Origin of the sequence: Virgibacillus byunsanensis (genome assembly GCF_042675965.1) — a bacterium.
Taxonomy (GTDB): Bacteria; Bacillota; Bacilli; order Bacillales; family Amphibacillaceae; genus Virgibacillus_R; species Virgibacillus_R byunsanensis.
In genome coordinates this window covers 16,947-34,836 of the sequence record NZ_JBHTKJ010000001.1, presented here as the reverse complement: position 1 = coordinate 34,836, position 17,890 = coordinate 16,947, and the positions used below count along the sequence as shown (strand labels likewise).

General features: G+C 38.9%; 18 protein-coding genes. 17 read left to right on the top strand and 1 reads right to left on the bottom strand.

Going from position 1 to position 17,890, the window contains the following annotated elements; genetic code table 11:
• The first annotated feature begins 3 nt into the window (after positions 1-3).
• From ACFQ3N_RS00165 to ACFQ3N_RS00085, 17 genes are all read left to right on the top strand, one after another.
• Positions 4-1,008: an ABC transporter ATP-binding protein gene (locus tag ACFQ3N_RS00165; RefSeq protein ID WP_390358397.1), complete on the top strand. Its 1,005-nt coding sequence runs from the start codon at positions 4-6 to the stop codon at positions 1,006-1,008.
• A gap of 17 nt (positions 1,009-1,025) precedes the next feature.
• The gene (locus ACFQ3N_RS00160) at positions 1,026-2,687 is read left to right on the top strand and encodes a peptide ABC transporter substrate-binding protein (protein WP_390358396.1); all 1,662 of its coding nucleotides are present in this window, start codon (positions 1,026-1,028) and stop codon (positions 2,685-2,687) included.
• 97 nt (positions 2,688-2,784) lie between these two features.
• A complete protein-coding gene (locus tag ACFQ3N_RS00155; protein ID WP_390358395.1) occupies positions 2,785-3,705 on the top strand; it encodes a S66 peptidase family protein in 921 nt (306 codons plus the stop codon).
• Positions 3,706-3,985: 280 nt separating this feature from the next.
• The gene (locus ACFQ3N_RS00150; RefSeq protein WP_390358394.1) at positions 3,986-5,083 is read left to right on the top strand and encodes a mandelate racemase/muconate lactonizing enzyme family protein; all 1,098 of its coding nucleotides are present in this window, start codon (positions 3,986-3,988) and stop codon (positions 5,081-5,083) included.
• Positions 5,084-5,308: 225 nt separating this feature from the next.
• Positions 5,309-6,265, top strand: coding sequence for a C40 family peptidase (locus tag ACFQ3N_RS00145; RefSeq protein ID WP_390358392.1), 957 nt, complete (start codon positions 5,309-5,311; stop codon positions 6,263-6,265).
• A gap of 2 nt (positions 6,266-6,267) precedes the next feature.
• On the top strand, positions 6,268-7,257 hold the full coding sequence (locus tag ACFQ3N_RS00140; RefSeq protein WP_390358390.1) for an ABC transporter ATP-binding protein: 990 nt from the start codon (positions 6,268-6,270) through the stop codon (positions 7,255-7,257).
• Between the two features lie 177 nt (positions 7,258-7,434).
• Positions 7,435-8,598: a stage II sporulation protein D gene (gene spoIID, locus ACFQ3N_RS00135; protein WP_390358389.1), complete on the top strand. Its 1,164-nt coding sequence runs from the start codon at positions 7,435-7,437 to the stop codon at positions 8,596-8,598.
• A 369-nt stretch (positions 8,599-8,967) separates the two neighbouring features.
• Positions 8,968-9,828, top strand: a complete 861-nt coding sequence (locus ACFQ3N_RS00130) for a peptidoglycan DD-metalloendopeptidase family protein (protein WP_390358387.1) — start codon at positions 8,968-8,970, stop codon at positions 9,826-9,828.
• A 216-nt stretch (positions 9,829-10,044) separates the two neighbouring features.
• On the top strand, positions 10,045-11,088 hold the full coding sequence (locus ACFQ3N_RS00125; protein WP_390358385.1) for an AimR family lysis-lysogeny pheromone receptor: 1,044 nt from the start codon (positions 10,045-10,047) through the stop codon (positions 11,086-11,088).
• Between the two features lie 53 nt (positions 11,089-11,141).
• Entirely contained in the window at positions 11,142-11,270 is a 129-nt protein-coding gene (locus ACFQ3N_RS00120) for a hypothetical protein (protein ID WP_390358383.1), read from the top strand.
• 707 nt (positions 11,271-11,977) lie between these two features.
• On the top strand, positions 11,978-12,259 hold the full coding sequence (gene spoIIID, locus ACFQ3N_RS00115) for a sporulation transcriptional regulator SpoIIID (RefSeq protein WP_390358381.1): 282 nt from the start codon (positions 11,978-11,980) through the stop codon (positions 12,257-12,259).
• A gap of 485 nt (positions 12,260-12,744) precedes the next feature.
• Positions 12,745-13,746, top strand: a complete 1,002-nt coding sequence (gene mreB, locus ACFQ3N_RS00110) for a rod shape-determining protein (protein ID WP_390358379.1) — start codon at positions 12,745-12,747, stop codon at positions 13,744-13,746.
• A 51-nt stretch (positions 13,747-13,797) separates the two neighbouring features.
• A complete protein-coding gene (locus ACFQ3N_RS00105; RefSeq protein WP_390358377.1) occupies positions 13,798-14,601 on the top strand; it encodes a flagellar hook-basal body protein in 804 nt (267 codons plus the stop codon).
• A gap of 17 nt (positions 14,602-14,618) precedes the next feature.
• On the top strand, positions 14,619-15,449 hold the full coding sequence (locus tag ACFQ3N_RS00100) for a flagellar hook-basal body protein (protein WP_390358375.1): 831 nt from the start codon (positions 14,619-14,621) through the stop codon (positions 15,447-15,449).
• A 100-nt stretch (positions 15,450-15,549) separates the two neighbouring features.
• Entirely contained in the window at positions 15,550-15,903 is a 354-nt protein-coding gene (locus ACFQ3N_RS00095; protein WP_390358373.1) for a DNA-directed RNA polymerase subunit beta, read from the top strand.
• 546 nt (positions 15,904-16,449) lie between these two features.
• Positions 16,450-16,866: a 3-hydroxyacyl-ACP dehydratase FabZ gene (gene fabZ, locus ACFQ3N_RS00090; protein WP_390358371.1), complete on the top strand. Its 417-nt coding sequence runs from the start codon at positions 16,450-16,452 to the stop codon at positions 16,864-16,866.
• 401 nt (positions 16,867-17,267) lie between these two features.
• Complete coding sequence (locus tag ACFQ3N_RS00085; RefSeq protein WP_390358369.1) at positions 17,268-17,594, top strand: hypothetical protein; 327 nt, start codon at positions 17,268-17,270, stop codon at positions 17,592-17,594.
• 100 nt (positions 17,595-17,694) lie between these two features.
• On the opposite strand, the gene ACFQ3N_RS00080 is transcribed toward ACFQ3N_RS00085, so the two are convergent.
• The gene (locus ACFQ3N_RS00080; protein WP_390358367.1) at positions 17,695-17,886 is read right to left on the bottom strand and encodes a YjfB family protein; all 192 of its coding nucleotides are present in this window, start codon (positions 17,884-17,886) and stop codon (positions 17,695-17,697) included.
• Positions 17,887-17,890 lie beyond the last annotated feature (4 nt).

The window sequence follows — 17,890 nt, the reverse complement described above, 5'->3', positions numbered from 1 at the left end:
CACATGGAAAAAATTCTAGAAGTCGATAACCTCCACGTGACATTCACTACATATGGAGGAACAGTTAAAGCCGTTAGAGGTGTTAATTTTGATTTATATAAAGGGGAAACCCTTGCAATAGTAGGTGAATCTGGTTGCGGGAAAAGTGTTACATCAAATGCGATCATGCGCTTGATCCCGGACCCACCAGGTAAAATTTCTAATGGAATCATCAAGTTCAAGGGAAGAGAGCTAACCAAATTATCGGAAAAAGAAATGCGCTCGATCCGTGGTGTTGATATTTCAATGATATTCCAAGACCCGATGACTGCCTTAAATCCAACCTTAACAATTGGATCACAGCTGATGGAAGGACTACGCCAGCACCATACAATTTCCAGAGATCAGGCGAAGAAAAAAGCCTTCGAGATGATGGACTTAGTTGGTATTCCAAATCCTGAGGAACGCTTAAAACAATATCCACACCAATTTAGTGGAGGTATGCGGCAGCGAATTGTAATTGCTATGGCTCTTATTTGTGAACCAGAGCTTCTGATTGCAGACGAACCAACGACCGCACTTGATGTAACCATACAGGCACAAATTCTAGAGCTATTTGGCAAAATTCAGGAACAAACAGGCGTTTCTATTATTTTGATCACCCATGATTTAGGGGTAGTCGCGAAAATCGCTGATCGTATTGCCGTAATGTATGCTGGGAAAATTATCGAAGTTGGTACGAAACGAGAAATTTTCTACCATACCCAACACCCTTATACCAAAGGGTTACTAAAATCAGTTCCTCGCCTTGATTTACAAGGGGAGAAACTCGTTCCTATTGATGGAACACCACCAGATTTATTCTCACCTCCTATCGGATGTCCATTTACAGCAAGATGTCCGTTAGCGATGGAGGTGTGTGATAAAGTTTATCCTAATTCATCACAGCTTAGTGACACACATGAGGTAGATTGCTGGCTGCAAGATGAAAGGGCTAAACAACTCTTGGCTGCAACAGCCACCAAATAATAAGGGGGAAAATTAGTATGAAGAAGTGGTTAATTTTATTACTGACCGCACTAACTATTATGGTACTCACAGCATGTACAACAAGTGAAAATGCTGGAGAAGAAGAGCCGGAAGATAGTAGTGATGGGGAAGAAACTACTGAAGAGGAAAGTAGTGATAGTGAAGATGGCGGTGAAAAAGTATTACAAATGAACAATGGTAACGAACCTACATCACTAAACCCACCATCAGGTTTTGATTCCGTATCATGGAACGTTTTAAACAACCTAATGGAAGGGTTAACACGTTTAGGGGAAGATGATACACCTCAAGCAGCAATTGCTGAAGACTGGGATCTTTCAGAAGATGGGAAAACCTATACATTCACGCTTCGTGAAAATGCGAATTGGTCAAATGGTGATCCGGTAACAGCTGAAGACTTTGTGTATGCATGGCAACAGTTGTTAGACCCTGAAACAGCTTCACCAGCAGCATTTCTAGGTTACTTTATTGAAGGCGGAGAAGCTTTCAATAATGGAGAAGGTGCTGTTGATGATGTTGCAGTAACAGCAGTAGATGAAAAAACGTTTGAAGTTACCTTAACAGCTCCAACAGGGTTTTTCTTACATGTTATTTCAAATCCGGCATTTTTCCCTGTAAATGCTAGTGTCGCTGAAGAAAATCCAGAGTGGTATGCAGAAGCAGATTCATTTGTTTCTAACGGCCCATTCTCACTTGAGTCATGGGAACATGATAGTGAAATGGTAATGGTTAAAAATGAAGAATATTGGGATGCAGAAACTGTAAGTCTTGATAAAGTTCACTGGGCAATGGTTAACGACACAAACACAGAATATCAAATGTTTGAAGCAGGCGACCTTGATATGACAAATATCCCATCTGAAATGGCTGATCAGCTTATCGATGGTGATAATGTCGTTATTGAAGAGCAAGCAGGGCTATACTTCTATCGTTTCAACGTAACAGAAGAGCCGTTCCAAAACGAGAAAATCCGTAAAGCATTTGCTTTAGCAGTTAATCAACAGGATATTGTAGATTATGTAACAAAAAACAAAGAAAAAGCAGCAACAGCGTTTGTTTCACCAGGATTTACAGGCCCATCAGGTTCTGATTTCCGTGATGTAAATGGAGATCTAGTAGAATTCAACCCTGAAGAAGCAAAACAATTATTGGAAGAAGGCATGGAAGAAGAAGGCTATGATGAGCTTCCAGAAGTTGTCATGTCCTATAATACAAGTGATTCACATAAAGCAATCGCTGAAACGATTCAAGGTATGTTTACAGAAAATCTTGGTGTGGATGTAGAACTTGAGAATACGGAATGGAATGTATTCTTAGAAGATCAAAAGGCATTAAATCTTCAATTTTCACGTAGCTCGTTCATATTTGACTATGGTGATCCAGTAAACTTCCTAGAAAGCTTTATCACTGACTCAACAATGAACCGAACTGGCTGGTCAAATGAAGAGTACGATGAATTGATTGCTAATGCAAAAACAGAAACAGATGAAGAACAACGTTGGGAATATATGTATCAAGCAGAAAATCTTCTAGCTGAAGAAATGCCATTTTTCCCAGTTCATTACTATAACCAAGTATTCATTTATAGTGATGAAGTAAGTGGTGTTGTACGTCACCCAGTTGGTTATTTAGAGCTGAAATGGGCAGACAAACAATAGTTTAATAGGATAACAGGAATGGCTCATATACAAGTGTATTTGAGCCGCTCCTTTTTCCTTACATCATACATATTGTTTTTGAAAGAAGGGTTCTCAAATGATGAAACCAGCACGATTGCAAAAAGGAGACACGATTGGTGTCATTGCACCATCAGGTCCTGTGAATATGGAGAAGCTGCATAAAGCCATTCCATTTTTTGAAAAATTGGGCTTACATGTCCAACTAGGCCAGCATATTGAAGAGAAAAATGGCTATCTAGCAGGTACAGATGAACAACGACTAGCTGATTTACATGAAATGATTGCAGATAAAAACATAAAAGCAATTATTTTTGCCCGTGGTGGATATGGTGCAGGACGAATCGCCTCGGATATTGACTACAATTTAGTTAGAAATAATCCAAAAATCATTTGGGGCTATAGTGATATCACCTATTTACATACAGCATTCCATCAAGCAACAGGTCTCGTAACGTTTCACGGACCGATGCTTGCATCTGACATTAGCCAGGATGATTTTGACGAGCTTTCAGGTAGGATGTTTGAACAACTCTTCGAACCAACGAAACTATGCTATTCGGAAAAATCCTCTCCATTGTGTGTTCGAGTTTCTGGGGAAGCAGAAGGAGAACTCGTTGGTGGTAACCTATCATTACTCGTAAGCACGATCGGAACCCCTTATGAAATCGATACAAAAGGAAAAATAATTTTATTAGAAGATATTGGTGAGGAACCATACCGAGTGGACGCGATGTTAAATCAATTGAAACTATCAGGAAAACTAGCCGAGGCAACAGGAATTGTTGTTGGAGATTTTGCCGAATCAGAGCCCAAAGTAGAAAAGCCATCCCTTACGATGGAACAAGTCTTCCACGATTACCTCGATAAGCTAAACATACCTGTAATCAGCGGATTTAAAATCGGACACTGTCTGCCACATTTCTCTGTGCCATTAGGTGTTCATGCAAAACTATCGAGTTCTAAGAAAACATTGACTGTAGATGCAGGTGTTGAATGATTTTGAATAAAGATTTGTAAACGACATTTCGGCATAATTGCACAGCATTCGAGCGTAATCGCACAGCATTCGTACATTATCGCACAGCATTCGAGCATTGTTGCACAGCATTCGTACATTATCGCACAGCATTCGAGCATTGTTGCACAGCATTCGTACATTATCGCACAGCATTCGAGCATTGTTGCACAGCATTCGTACATTATCGCACAGCATTAGCGCATTATTGCACAACATTATCGCATTATCGCACAACTTTTTACTCCATGGAGGTAAGCATATGAATATAGAAAAAATCGAAACGTATCGAATTGCCATCCCTTTACATACACCCTTCAAAACTGCGTTGCGCACGGTAACCGTTGCTGAATCAATAGTAGTTAAAGTAACCTGTGACGATGCTATAATTGGTTGGGGAGAAGCACCACCAACCCACGTCATTACAGGTTATAGCCTGGCCAGTATTGAATTTGCGATTAATGGAATTATGAAACCATTAATCGTAGGCGAATCACTTCTAAATCGGGAGCGAGTTTTTGAAAAAATTCATCAAAGTGCTGTCGGCAACTCAAGCGCTAAAGCAGCTCTCGACATGGCGTTATATGACTGTATCGCCCAACATGCTAACATGTCTCTGGCGAATTTCCTTGGTGGCTACAATGATACAATTGAAACGGATTATACGGTAAGCGTCAACAGCCCCGAAGAAATGGCTACAGATGCCGAGAAATATATTGATAATGGATTTACGGCATTAAAAGTAAAAGTAGGAAAAGACCTGATAGAGACAGATGTAAAACGAATTGAGGCAATCCGTAAACAAATTGGTCCAGATGCACTTATTCGCTTAGATGCAAATCAAGGCTGGAAAGCGAAGGAAGCAGTCCGAGCAATCCGGAAAATGGAAGATCTCGGATTGAACATCGAATTAATTGAACAGCCCGTAAAGGCTCACGATATCGAAGGCTTACAATATGTAACAGATCATACGGATACACCGATCATGGCAGATGAAAGTGTATTCTCACCAAATGATGCTAAGCGCGTCCTAGAATCTGGAGCTGCAGATATGATTAATATTAAATTAATGAAGGCTGGCGGCATCCATCAAGCGTTAAAAATTGCAAAACTAGCAGATGTATATGGAGTAGAATGTATGGTTGGCAGCATGATAGAAACGAAGATTGGCATAACTGCAGCAGCCCATTTTGCGGCTAGCCAACCGAATGTGACGCGATACGATTTTGATGCACCATTAATGCTCTCAGGTGACGTAATTGCCGGTGGTGGTGTAACGTATCGAGGAAAATCAATCGAAATAGGAAGCAAACCGGGATTAGGAATAGACACGATTGATAGACAGTTCGCAGTTAAGTAGAAACGCGGAATTAACTAATGTTTACGCGGAATAATCAGCAAAAATACGGAATTATCCTGTAATACCGCGGAATAACCAGCAAAATCGCGGAATTAACGTAACAAAACGCGGAATCAGCTTCAATAATCAGTCAAAATAACATTATAATAGAGCAAGTCCGCCTTAACGTGCACATAACTTAACTATCTAGCTAAAATCCAGTTCCAAGGGAAAGGAGAGCATCACATGACTAAACAAACGTTTGATCAATATACAGAAGAGCTTTGGGTTACCGCGGTTCAAGTAGCAACCGTCTGGACATCCCCAACATCAGCAAGAGAGATTGATACTCCAGGAACGACGAATCCGACGAACATCGATCAATGGATTGACAGCCTGAGCTATGAATCTACTGTTGCTCTATGTGATGAAAATCGCGTTCAATCACAATTACTATACGGGGAAGCAGTAATCGTTACAGAGGTGAAGGATGACTGGGCACACGTGATCGTGCCAACACAACCATCTAAAAAAGATAACCGCGGGTATCCAGGCTGGGTTCCGTTTAAACAACTTGAAAAAGTCCAGAAAAATGACTGGGTGAGCGAACAGTATGCAGCTGTCGTAAATGACAAGGCCACACTAGAAGATGAAAATGGAGATCAGTTCATGAAAGTCAGCTTCATGACGGTCCTACCAGTAGAAACAACGAACAACGACCGAATCGAAGTTAAAACACCACACGGCAAGCGCTTTGTGCCAGCACATGCTGTCCAAGTATTTGATGGAGCACAAGGTCTTCCAAAACGCGCTGGAACTGCTATCGTTCAATCAGGAGAACCTTATGTGAGCCTTGATTATTTCTGGGGTGGAATGAGTTCATTTGGATTTGACTGTTCGGGTTTCGCTTATGCGATGCATAGAGCAAATGGGTATCAAATACCACGTGACGCAGGAGACCAGGCAAACCTGGGTGGTGAGGAAATAGCCTATGACCATCTTTTACCAGGAGACCTGCTTTTCTTCGCGTATGAAGAAGGAAAAGGGAAGCTCCACCATGTAGGAATCTATTATGGAAATGGAAAAATGATTCATTCACCACAAACGGGTAAAGGCATTGAAATAATTACCTTAAAAGATACGGTTTATGATAAAGAATTTTGCGGGGCACGGCGTTATTGGCAAAATACAGAGGAGAAATAATGATGGATAATAAAATTTTAGAAGTAAAAGAGCTGAAAAAATACTTCGAGATGGGTAAAGGTAATGTACTTCAAGCTGTCGACAATGTCACGTTTCATGTGAACAAAGGGGAAACGTTTGGGCTTGTTGGTGAATCCGGCTGTGGTAAATCAACTATTGGACGTACGATTATGGGTCTTTATAATAAGACAGCAGGCGATGTCATCTATGATGGAAAAAATGTCCATGAACTAGACACGAAGGAAAAGTTTAAATTCTATCATCAGATGCAAATGATTTTTCAGGATCCATATGCATCGCTAAACCCACGTTCAACCGTTCGTGAGGTAATTGCTGAACCAATGGAAGTGCACGGATTATATGCCAATAAAAAAGAACAACTTGACCGAGTCTATCAATTACTAGAAGAAGTAGGGTTAAATCGTGACCATGCAAACCGTTATCCACATGAATTCAGTGGTGGACAACGCCAGCGTATCGGAATAGCGCGGGCATTAGCTTTAAACCCGGATTTCATCATCGCGGATGAACCCATTTCAGCGTTGGATGTATCTGTTCAGGCACAGGTTGTTAATTTATTGAAAGAACTGCAAGAGGAAAAGGGGTTAACATTCCTGTTTATTGCCCATGACCTGTCTATGGTAAAACAAATTTCAGACCGAATTGGTGTCATGTATCTAGGGAATTTGGTTGAGCTAACGGAAAGTGAATCACTCTATGACAACCCGCTCCACCCATACACACAAGCATTACTGTCTGCTATTCCAATACCGGACCCTGATATCGAGGAAAGCAGGGAAAGGGTCATATTGGAGGGTGAGCTTCCAAGTCCGATTAATCCGCCTAGTGGGTGTGTTTTTCGTACACGCTGTCCCATGGCAATGGAAGTATGTTTCATGAAAAAGCCCGTATGGCAAGAAGTTGAGCCAAATCATTATGTTGCCTGCCACCTTTATGATGAAACGCTAGATCATAAAAAACCTATCACTTAATTACATGTAAAACTCTTTGCGTGATGCAAAGGGTTTTTCTTGTTCTATTTTTTCCTCCAAATGTATAAGTTTAATAGTAGGAATGCTAGAAAAAATGGTTGTTAAAATGAACCCATCTGTTAAGACGACAATATGCTATTTGTATTCACTACTATTATTTATGCAAGGAGGCAGTGTATGAAAAATCGCAAATACAAATATAAAACGGTACCAAAATCGTGGAAACAAAGAAAAACGACTATGCGTAAACAGCAAAGAACACACCAGCGAGATTCGTATGCGCCAGTCAAGCTTGGAAAAGGAAAATCGACACAATTCAAACAACCCTCCCCATGGAAAGTTCCAAGTTTAGTATTTTTAATTGCAATGGTTACCATCATTCTAGTCATTCCAACATTGGTAGTCGTACCATTTATTAAAGATGAAGCGGAGGAATCCAACACGATTGATGAAACAGTCCCTTCAGAAACCATTGAGTTAACTGCTGGAGATTCACCATTTTCCGTCGCGGTCATGCGAGCCAACTCAGAAAAAATTGAGGACGTTCCATTAGAAACATATGTAGCCAGAGTCGTTGCATCCGAAATGCCTGGTGAATTTGAAGTGGAAGCCTTGAAAGCACAATCACTTGCAGCTAGAACCTATATCGTTAACCATTTACTTTATCAAGATAACCCCTCAGAACCTGATGTTACAGACACAACAAGCCACCAAGTGTACAATAACGATGAGGATTTGAGAAGAATTTTGGATAATGATTATAATTGGAAGATGGAAAAAATAACCGAAGCAGTTGCAGCAACTAAAGGGGAAATTTTAACCTATGAGGATACTACAATCACACCTGCATATTTCTCGACAAGTAATGGCTATACCGAGAACTCGGAGGACTATTGGGAAAATAAATCACCATATTTACGCAGTGTAGAAAGTCCGTGGGATGAAGATTCCCCAAAATTCCTAGATCAAAAAATCTTTACTATTAATGATGTGGAACAAACATTAGCCATTGATCTTCCCAATGGAGAGTTATTAACAATGAGGCTTTCCAGAACAGAAAGTGGTCGTGTTAGCGAATTAGCACTCGCTGGAAACACATTTTCCGGAAGAAAAGTTAGAGAAGCATTAGATTTACGCTCAAGTGATTTTACAATTGAACAAAAAAATAACCACCTTATATTTACGACAAAAGGATTCGGTCACGGGATCGGTATGAGTCAATACGGTGCCAATGGAATGGCTGAGGAAGGTAAGTCGTATCAGGAAATCGTAAAGCATTATTATCAAGGAGTGGAGATCAGTCAACTATCTGACACAGCTCCAACACTTGTATCAAAATAAAGGACTATTACAGAAAAACCGAGACTCTAAATCTCGGTTTTTGCTATTAAACTGGAGTTATATGTATATGTTACATTATTGCGTTTGAGTAACAACCAGTTCCAGTGCCCACCGACTAACGGGCTTCCTTCTCCTCCTTACATAGATGAACTTAACTATGGCGAAAGTCAAAGTGAATCTTATACTCTGGAGTGAATCTCATACGGATCAGTCCAGCCCATACGTCGCTAAACGGGTATCTCCACTTTTGTAATAACCACTTACTTTACCCCAATTTTCAAAAAAAACACATAAAAAGAGTAAATTTTTTTCAAATAATGTATAGTATTTCCTTTTTCTGATCAGAATGGTTGTTGAGGTGATGATCATATGAAAGAGGAAAACAATGGTGCTTCAAAAAATAAGTGGAGCCGAATTTTCCGCAAGAAGTGGTTTTTCCCAGCAATGTATCTAACAATTGCTGCAGTACTTTTAACGGTTGTGGTATGGTATCAGAATTTGGATAACCAAATTCCTGAGGTTGAAGATGATCAGGAAGTTACTGAGGACTATACACCAAATCCGTATGATGAAGACGCAGAATCTGTTGTCGGCCAGCAAGAAATAATTAGAATGCCTGTAGAGGATCAAGATCAAGCAGAAATCGTAACTAAATTTTTTGATTACAACGCAGATCAAGAAGATCAAGAGAATGCTTTGATTCTGTATAATAACAGATATTACCAAAGCACAGGCATTGATATTGCAGCGGCTAACGGAGAAGCATTTAGTGTAACGGCATCCTTAAGTGGTACCGTAACGGAAGTAAAGGAAGACCCACTCTTAGGAAATGTTGTTACATTGTCACATGACAATGATGTCGTGACATATTATGCAAGTTTGGGAGAAATTAGTGTTAAAGCTGGCGATGATGTCGAGCAAGGTGACAGCATCGGAACAGCAGGCAAAAACTTATTTGGTCAGGACAATGGCACACATGTTCACTTTGAAATCAGAAAAGATGGCAAGGAATTTAATCCAGAAGAATTTTTTAACAAGTCAGTAAGTGAATTGGATAGTGCTAACCAGGATGCGAATGATGAATCTGAAGCACCAGATGAGGGAGAAACTGAGGATCCAAATGGAGAAACAGAAGATCCAGATCAAGATGAGGATCAAGAACCTGAAGCAGACGATGAAAATCCAGCAGATGAAACATCTGATTCATCAGCTTCAACTTCAAATGCATAATCAAACGGAAATGATTTTGATAACCCTAGTAAAATACTACTAGGGTTTATTTTTTTGCAGAAAATGTCGAGTGATTGTTGCAAATTCACTATGAAATCTGTGTTAGTATATATAATAATAGTACATTATGTTACGTATTGTTGAAAGATATTTACATCGTCACTAATGTGATGAGGTTGTACCCAAGTCTTTATGATCAGAAAGGAGTGGGAGCAGATGGATAAACCTAAATTAAACATTATACCCAACTCTATTATCTCGATGAAAAATACAAATGATCTAACAATGAGTCAACTTATTTTAGTGTTAACACATGAGCATGATCAGGCAACTGTAAATGAATTAATACGTAAATTCTGCTTACAATCTACTTCGAGTGAAATCATTAAAAAAGGAATGGAATTTTTATATATAAATGGCTATTACAATGATTTACAGATTTTAATTAATAAAAACAGCGAAATAAACTGTCCATCACATAAAAGTTGGGCAACCGTGTATCAAATGATGCTTGACCGTAAAAAGATGCAAAAAACACCACAAACTATCCTACAACTATTAAATAATTTTCAAACAGATGAACCAGAACTTAAATGTTTAATTGAATTCTTGAAAATCGCTGCCTATTATGATTTGAACCAATTTGATAGAGTAGGAAATTTTTTGGATCAACAACAACAGTTATTTGTGGAAGTGGAAGACCAATATCTTCTTTCAAATTTTAATAACAGACTGTATCAACATTTATTTTTGTACTACTGGGTGAGAAATGAACTTATTATGGCTCGGAAATATGCATTCCGGGTGTTAAATCAGACATCTAACCCTAAAACAAAGGCAAACCTCCATGTAAACCTTGGACTGACCTACACATTCGATACCTATTTTCAAGGAATGTATCATCTTTCTGAAGCATTAAAAATAACGAATAAACACAACTTAAAAAATATTAAGAATGTGATTGAGCAACAAAACATTCCATTTTTATCAGCTGTATTTCAAAAGGTAGAAGGGATTTCGACTGATGATAAAAGCGAACAAGCTCATATCGAAATAGCAAAAGGTAACTTATTAAAGTCAAAAGAAATCTTGCAGGATATACCAATTAATTCACCGTTTAGAGTATATTATTTAGGTATGGCAGAACAAAATAAAGACATATTACTTCAATCATATAAAAGTTTTGTTGAAGAACGAAGTGACCATTTCTTCAGCAGGTTACCTTTAAACGCGTTAAGGGAATTGGGTAATTGTAAGTAGTTAAAAAGAAAAAAGGGTTATGAGCATATAAGAATAATCGAGGAGGAATAGTAATGAAACAGTTTTATTTGTTAGTAGGCATTACTTCCTTAACCATTTTAATATCTCTTTCATCAGGAACCGCTATCGCTGAACCAGTTCTGTTGTTAAATATTGATCCAGGTTTAGGTGGAGTTGATTAATGAAAAGTATTTGGTGGTAAAAGAAATTATCTAGGACGTAACCCTTTTTTCTTTTAATAAAAAACGCTGACTGTACGTAAGATTGGAAATATCCCATTCTTACGTACAGTCAGTTTTTTTTAGCAGGTAAGAAAGTATAAAACTTCCTTATCTGCATAAGTGCAACTAGGCCATTCGCTATAAAGGCTTGCACTCCAGAGCATAAGGGACTCTAAGAAAGCAAAGTTCGCTTACTAAGATTCCCTTTAACGAATGCCAAGTTTTCTAATGGCTGAAATAATCATCAGTAACACCTTTAAAGTTAAATTTTCTTAAATTTCAAAAAATACTTCTTGTCCTCCTGCTTAAACATGTAATTTTAATCATAATCGCACTCTTTTATTAATAAAATGTTACAAACCAAGCAATCAGTAAAGTCTGAGGTGAGAGCTTGTGTGGCTTTCAATTTTAGTGTTTTTCTAATCACTTCTCGAATAATGCAACAACCAGCCGCATATATAAATACATACAGTAAATCGCCAAACATAACAATACTTGTCCTCGTTTATAAGCTCTACTATATGTAAAACAAACTCTTTTTTTCAAACTTAGCAACCTACATAGCTGCACAGCGCTGCATTAAAAGTAGATAAGTGAGCCGCTTGAAATTAGCATCACCTTGTCTCATTTCACACCTCGGAAATATCCAACTTAGGGAGGCGAACGGTGTGCACGATTACATCAAAGAAAGGACTATCAGGATAGGTAAATATGTCGTGGAGACAAGGAAAACTGTCCGTATGATAGCAAAAGAATTTGGTGTTTCTAAAAGCACAGTCCACAAAGATCTTACAGAACGCTTGCCAGAAATAAATCCTGAGCTTGCTAACCAAGTAAAGGAAATTCTCGAATACCATAAATCAATTCGCCATCTCCGCGGAGGCGAAGCAACTCGCAAAAAATATCAAGTAGAGCCTGCAATCGATGAAACAGCAAATCCAGTTGGCTAAGCAATGCGTTTAGTAGATAAGAAAGTATAAACCTTTCTTATCTGCATAAGAGCAACTAGGCCATTCGCCATAAAGGCTTGGCGAATACTTAGTTTATCTAATATTAATTATGAATACGATTGGCATAAAGCACCACCGACATAAAGGAGGTGATGTCAAACCGGAAAATGGTTAATAATGAAGGTACATGAGGAAGATGTATTTGAACAAGTTAATGGGAAGCAAAATCCTGCCAAAAACGCAGCTGAATTTCAGCTGCGTTTTTGGTTTGTAGAAAAATGAATACAAAATCTAATAATTTTCCGGATTTTGAAGTTAATTGTAGATTTTTGTGGTAAAATATTATACTAATAGCGTTGTGTTCAGTTATAGTTGTGGAAATTAGAGAAAACTTTCGTATTCGTCATTAGCACTTGACGATTTGCCAAAAAGTTTTACATATCTGAACGATGCGGGAAAGTAATTGAAGCAGGAGGTTATTGTTCATGTTCTCTAGGGATATCGGAATTGACCTTGGTACTGCCAATGTGTTGATTCATGTAAAGGGCAAAGGTATCGTTTTAAATGAACCATCTGTCGTAGCAATTGATCGCACTACAGGAAAAGTACTTGAGGTTGGTGAGGCTGCGCGTCGCATGGTCGGACGAACACCTGGAAATATTGATGCAATTCGTCCATTAAAAGATGGTGTAATTGCTGATTTTGATATTACAGAAGCAATGCTAAGGCATTTTATAAATAAAATTAATGTTCGTGGGTTTATGTCCAAACCTAGAATGCTGATCTGTTGTCCAACTAATATTACCAAGGTTGAGCAAAAGGCGATTAAGGAAGCAGCCGAGAAGTCTGGTGGAAAAAAAGTTTACTTAGAAGAAGAACCAAAAGTGGCGGCTATTGGAGCTGGAATGGAAATTTTTCAACCAAGTGGAAATATGATCGTTGACATTGGTGGTGGAACTACTGATGTTGCTGTACTTTCAATGGGTGATATTGTGACAGCCGAATCCATTAAAATGGCTGGGGATAAATTTGATGTAGAAATACTTCAATACATAAAAAGAAAATATAAGCTCTTAATTGGGGAACGCACAGCAGAAAATATTAAAATAAATGTAGCAACCGTTTTTCAAAATGCACGTAATGAACAAATGGACATACGTGGCCGAGATATGGTCTCAGGGTTACCAAGAACGATAACAGTATATTCCGATGAAATTGAAGAAGCGCTACGAGAGCCAGTATCACTGATTACACAAGGTGCAAAATCAGTATTGGAACGTACACCACCTGAATTATCCGCTGATATTATTGATCGTGGTGTAATTCTAACTGGTGGTGGAGCATTAATTCATGGGATCGACCAATTACTCGCAGAAGAGCTGAAGGTACCTGTATTTCTTGCAGAGGACCCTTTAGATTGTGTCGCAAAAGGAACAGGTATGATGCTAGAAAACATCGATAAAATTGAACGCAGAAAAATTATTTAAAAGTATGTGCTAACTGAATATAATTTTGCAAATCGAGGGAGGTTTCACGTCATGCTAAGAGGATTTTACACTGCAGCAAGTGGGATGATGACCCAGCAACGCCAACAGGAAGCATTATCTAATAATATTGCAAATGCAAACACACCTGGTTACAAGGCAGATCAAACTACAATGCGTGCATTTCCTGAGATGCTTATGCATCAAATGGGATCATCTAATATTCCAACGCAAAATGGACTGAACTTACCTACACAAAACCCAATTGGGTCGTTAAATACTGGCGTTTACGTCCATGAAACAGTACCAAACCATGTTCAGGGAAGTGTCCGTGATACGGGGATTTCGACAGACATGGCACTTGTTAATGGCACCATTCCAGATGAAACAGGTTCACTTTTTTTCACGGTGCAAAATGCAGAAGGTGAAGCTCGATATACGAGAAATGGTAACTTCACAGTGGACGGGGATGGTTTTTTGGTAACAACACAAGGGTACTATGTTCTCGATGATGCAGGTAATCCAGTTCAGACAAATGGAATGGAGTTTGATGTAACACCAGACGGACTCTTACAGGTTGAAGGAGAAACAACTCCACTTGGTATCGCATATACAGAAAATGCTAATGAATTGGCAAAAGAGGGTGATGGGTTGTTCAGTGGGGATGCTGGGGCCTTACCGGAAGGAACAACATTTACTATACAACAAGGCTTTCTTGAGCAATCTAATGTTGATTCGCTGCAATCCATGACGCAAATGATGGAATCATATCGTATGTTTGAAACCAATCAACGAGTGTTAAAGGCTTATGATGAGAGTATGGGTAAGGCAGTTAGTGAAATAGGTCGATTAGGCTAGAATAAGGAGGGATTTTTATGTCACGAAGTATGATCCAAGCAGCGGTAACCATGAATCAGCTGCAAAGTAAGTTAGATTTAATTGGAAATAATATGGCGAATAGCCAAACGACCGGCTATAAAAATCGACAAGCAGATTTTGCTTCCCTTTTATTTCAGCAAATCGACAACATGTCAGGACCTGAGAATGCTCAAGGACGTCTCACCCCGGATGGTGTTCGAATTGGCTCAGGAGCTAGGTTAGGTTCAACGAATATTGATTTATCTCCTGGAACGATTAAAGATACTAGTCGCGTATTGGATACGGCATTGCTTGGCGACAATCATCTGTACCAAGTTGAGGTAACGGAAAACGGTGTTGCCCAAACGCGTTACACACGTGATGGGGCATTTTATCTAAGTCCAGTTAACAACAACCAGGATGTAATGCTCACAACCAAGGATGGTAACCCAGTTATGGGTGCAGATGGGCCAATTCTATTTGCAGCAGGGTTCGATGAAATCAACATTCAACCAAGCGGACAAATTGAAGTAAGGCGTGGTAACGTAACAGAAGCTGTTGGGAATATCGAAGTAGTGGAAGCTGTTCGTCCTAGGATCCTGGAGGCAGCGGGACAAAATGAATTTCGTTTACCTGATTTAGCAGCACTTGGTTTTGATGTTAATGAAATTATTCAAGCTACAAATCCAAATGAATCTCTGCTAAAAAGTAGCGCACTCGAAAACTCGAACGTTGATATATCCAAACAAATGACCGATTTAATTACTGCTCAGCGCTCCTATCAATTTAACTCCAGAACGATTTCGATGGGTGATCAGATGCAGGGGCTCATCAATCAGCTTAGATAACAAAAAAATTAATGATTGACGAAAAGTAATAAAATAAATTATAGTAATTCTGTAGAGAATAGGATTACGAATCGTTAACAGAAGTAAGGGGAAACAAGTCATGCCAACCAAACAATCAGAAACACCTGTTACACGAAAGCAGTCAAATAAAAAACAAGATCAATCAAAAAAGCGAGCGAGACAGAAGTCAAGAGAACAGGAGCAACAGACATCTGACAAACTGACTCGTAAACAACAAAAGAAAAAACAAAAAGAAGAAAAACGTAAAAACAAAAAGCCAAGACGTCGTATTTTTCCAATTTGGTTAAGGGTGATTTTCGTTCTTCTGCTTGCTGCAGGTGCATTAGCACTAGGGTTAATGGTTGGTTATGGAATTCTTGGAGATGGCACGCCAAGAGACGCCCTTGAAAAAGATACATGGCAACATATCATTGATATCGTAACACAAGAATAAAAGCATGCCTCAGCTAGGCATGCTTTTATTTTTGTCTAGGAAATTATAAAATTAGGAGCCTGTGGATAATTTATTAACTGCTTAAGCCACGTCCAGCTCCAGCGCCCAACGACTAGTGGGCTTCCTTATCCTCCTTACGATAAGTCAACATCGATTCGCTACCGCTCTTCGTGTTTCCTTTATCTCATGCGGATATGTCCAGCCCATACGTCGCTAAACGGGCGCTTGCGTTTTTGTTCTTTAGGTGCCTGTCACTTCCCGGTTTTTATCGAAATTTGAGGAATATTGAGTTAAGGTACTCTGGTTATTAAGCGTACAATTAGTACGATGAGGAATGAATTCACCGGCAATTTCAAAAGAAAAACCGAGTACATATATAAAATGAGTAGCTAGTGAATGTTCAAAGCATCGAGTAACCTCCTTTTTGGATTTCATTATTAATTACGTCAAATCGTGTATAGTCAACCTTTTATTTGCTATAATGAGGGTATCTTATGAACGAGTTGTTTCATACATAAAAATTAGAAGATTAGGAGCGATTTACATATGGAAATAGAACAGATAAAAGATGTTATTCCTCACCGTTATCCTTTTTTATTAGTGGATAAGGTTTTAGAAGAAGAGGAAAAGCGTATTGTAGGTTTAAAAAACGTAACGATCAATGAGCCATTTTTCCAAGGTCACTTCCCCGATTATCCTGTAATGCCAGGCGTGTTAATCCTTGAAGCGCTAGCACAAGTAGGAGCAATTTCTGTCTTAGGAATGGAAGAAAATAAAGGAAAAATCGGTTTTTTAGCCGGTGTTGATAAATGCCGGTTCAAACGGCAGGTAAAGCCTGGAGATCAACTGAAATTAGACGTTGAAATTATCCGTATAAAAGGTCCGATTGGAAAAGGAAAAGCCATTGCAACCGTTGACGGCGAAGTAGCATGTGAAGCGGAGATTATGTTTGCAGTAAAATAGGTGAGAATGCTGTAGAACCCATTTACGTAGATGGGTTCTTTTATATGAATAAGCATTTTCAAGGCGCCTGTAGTTTTTGTTCGCAGATAAGAAAGTATAAATCTTTCTTAATCTGCATCAGTGCAACTAAGGCTTCCGCCATTAAGGCTTGCACTCCAGAGCATAAGGGCTTCTAAGAAAGCCAAGTACGCTTACTAAGAATTCCTTTAACGATAAGCCAAGTTTTCTAAGCGAATAAGAATTTATAAGTTGGTTCCCTTTTTTCTTTCAATAAAATATATTTTTTGGTTTAAAACGAACAATCGGGGAAAACTTATATGGAGTACCATTAATTCAAGTATCACTTTACTGAAAATGGTTAAGCTAAAATCGATACAGAACTACTAAAGGAGGAAAAACCCATGAATAGAAAAATGCTTCTAAAATTTGGCGCCCCTGTTTTGACGCTGGCTTTGATTACTGCATGTGGAACTGATGATGAACAAGACCCAGCAGAAGATGATGCACCAATCGAAGATGAATCACCGGTTGAAGAAGATGAAGCTCCATTGAATCCAGATGATGATAATGGCGATAATGGAGGTATGAATGGTGATAATGGCGATAATGGTATGAATGAAGATGATGGTTTAATGGATGAAGAAAATGGTGGAAATGGTGAAAACGGTGGCAACGGTGAAAATGGTAATGATGCAACAAATGAAGATACCATGGATGATGAAGATTAATCTTTAAATTGATTTGAATTCTTTCCATATACCTATTTTGGGCATCAATTACAAAATCCCCTGCAAAACGACAGGGGATTTTACCATTTCAGGAACCATGTTAAATTTTCACATCTAATCGATTTCCAAGAGATGGGTGGGATGCTGGTGTTCCGGTTGATTGCTGTAGCATATCAACTAATTGTTGGCCTTGCTGTTCGGCTAAGCCCTTTACATTACTCATCACGGCTAAGCTTGACTCGGACTTCACCTGATGGTTTGACAAGGCTATAGACATTGCTGCTACATCCATATAA

Excerpts from the sequence above, each read along its gene's own strand:
- ACFQ3N_RS00165 (WP_390358397.1), top strand. The coding sequence starts at position 4 with ATGGAAAAAATTCTAGAAGTCGATAACCTCCACGTGACATTCACTACA.
- ACFQ3N_RS00160 (WP_390358396.1), top strand. The coding sequence starts at position 1,026 with ATGAAGAAGTGGTTAATTTTATTACTGACCGCACTAACTATTATGGTA.
- ACFQ3N_RS00155 (WP_390358395.1), top strand. The coding sequence starts at position 2,785 with ATGATGAAACCAGCACGATTGCAAAAAGGAGACACGATTGGTGTCATT.
- ACFQ3N_RS00150 (WP_390358394.1), top strand. The coding sequence starts at position 3,986 with ATGAATATAGAAAAAATCGAAACGTATCGAATTGCCATCCCTTTACAT.
- ACFQ3N_RS00145 (WP_390358392.1), top strand. The coding sequence starts at position 5,309 with ATGACTAAACAAACGTTTGATCAATATACAGAAGAGCTTTGGGTTACC.
- ACFQ3N_RS00140 (WP_390358390.1), top strand. The coding sequence starts at position 6,268 with ATGGATAATAAAATTTTAGAAGTAAAAGAGCTGAAAAAATACTTCGAG.
- spoIID (WP_390358389.1), top strand. The coding sequence starts at position 7,435 with ATGAAAAATCGCAAATACAAATATAAAACGGTACCAAAATCGTGGAAA.
- ACFQ3N_RS00130 (WP_390358387.1), top strand. The coding sequence starts at position 8,968 with ATGAAAGAGGAAAACAATGGTGCTTCAAAAAATAAGTGGAGCCGAATT.
- ACFQ3N_RS00125 (WP_390358385.1), top strand. The coding sequence starts at position 10,045 with ATGGATAAACCTAAATTAAACATTATACCCAACTCTATTATCTCGATG.
- ACFQ3N_RS00120 (WP_390358383.1), top strand. The coding sequence starts at position 11,142 with ATGAAACAGTTTTATTTGTTAGTAGGCATTACTTCCTTAACCATTTTA.
- mreB (WP_390358379.1), top strand. The coding sequence starts at position 12,745 with ATGTTCTCTAGGGATATCGGAATTGACCTTGGTACTGCCAATGTGTTG.
- ACFQ3N_RS00105 (WP_390358377.1), top strand. The coding sequence starts at position 13,798 with ATGCTAAGAGGATTTTACACTGCAGCAAGTGGGATGATGACCCAGCAA.
- ACFQ3N_RS00100 (WP_390358375.1), top strand. The coding sequence starts at position 14,619 with ATGTCACGAAGTATGATCCAAGCAGCGGTAACCATGAATCAGCTGCAA.
- ACFQ3N_RS00095 (WP_390358373.1), top strand. The coding sequence starts at position 15,550 with ATGCCAACCAAACAATCAGAAACACCTGTTACACGAAAGCAGTCAAAT.
- fabZ (WP_390358371.1), top strand. The coding sequence starts at position 16,450 with ATGGAAATAGAACAGATAAAAGATGTTATTCCTCACCGTTATCCTTTT.
- ACFQ3N_RS00085 (WP_390358369.1), top strand. The coding sequence starts at position 17,268 with ATGAATAGAAAAATGCTTCTAAAATTTGGCGCCCCTGTTTTGACGCTG.
- ACFQ3N_RS00080 (WP_390358367.1), bottom strand. The coding sequence starts at position 17,886 with ATGGATGTAGCAGCAATGTCTATAGCCTTGTCAAACCATCAGGTGAAG.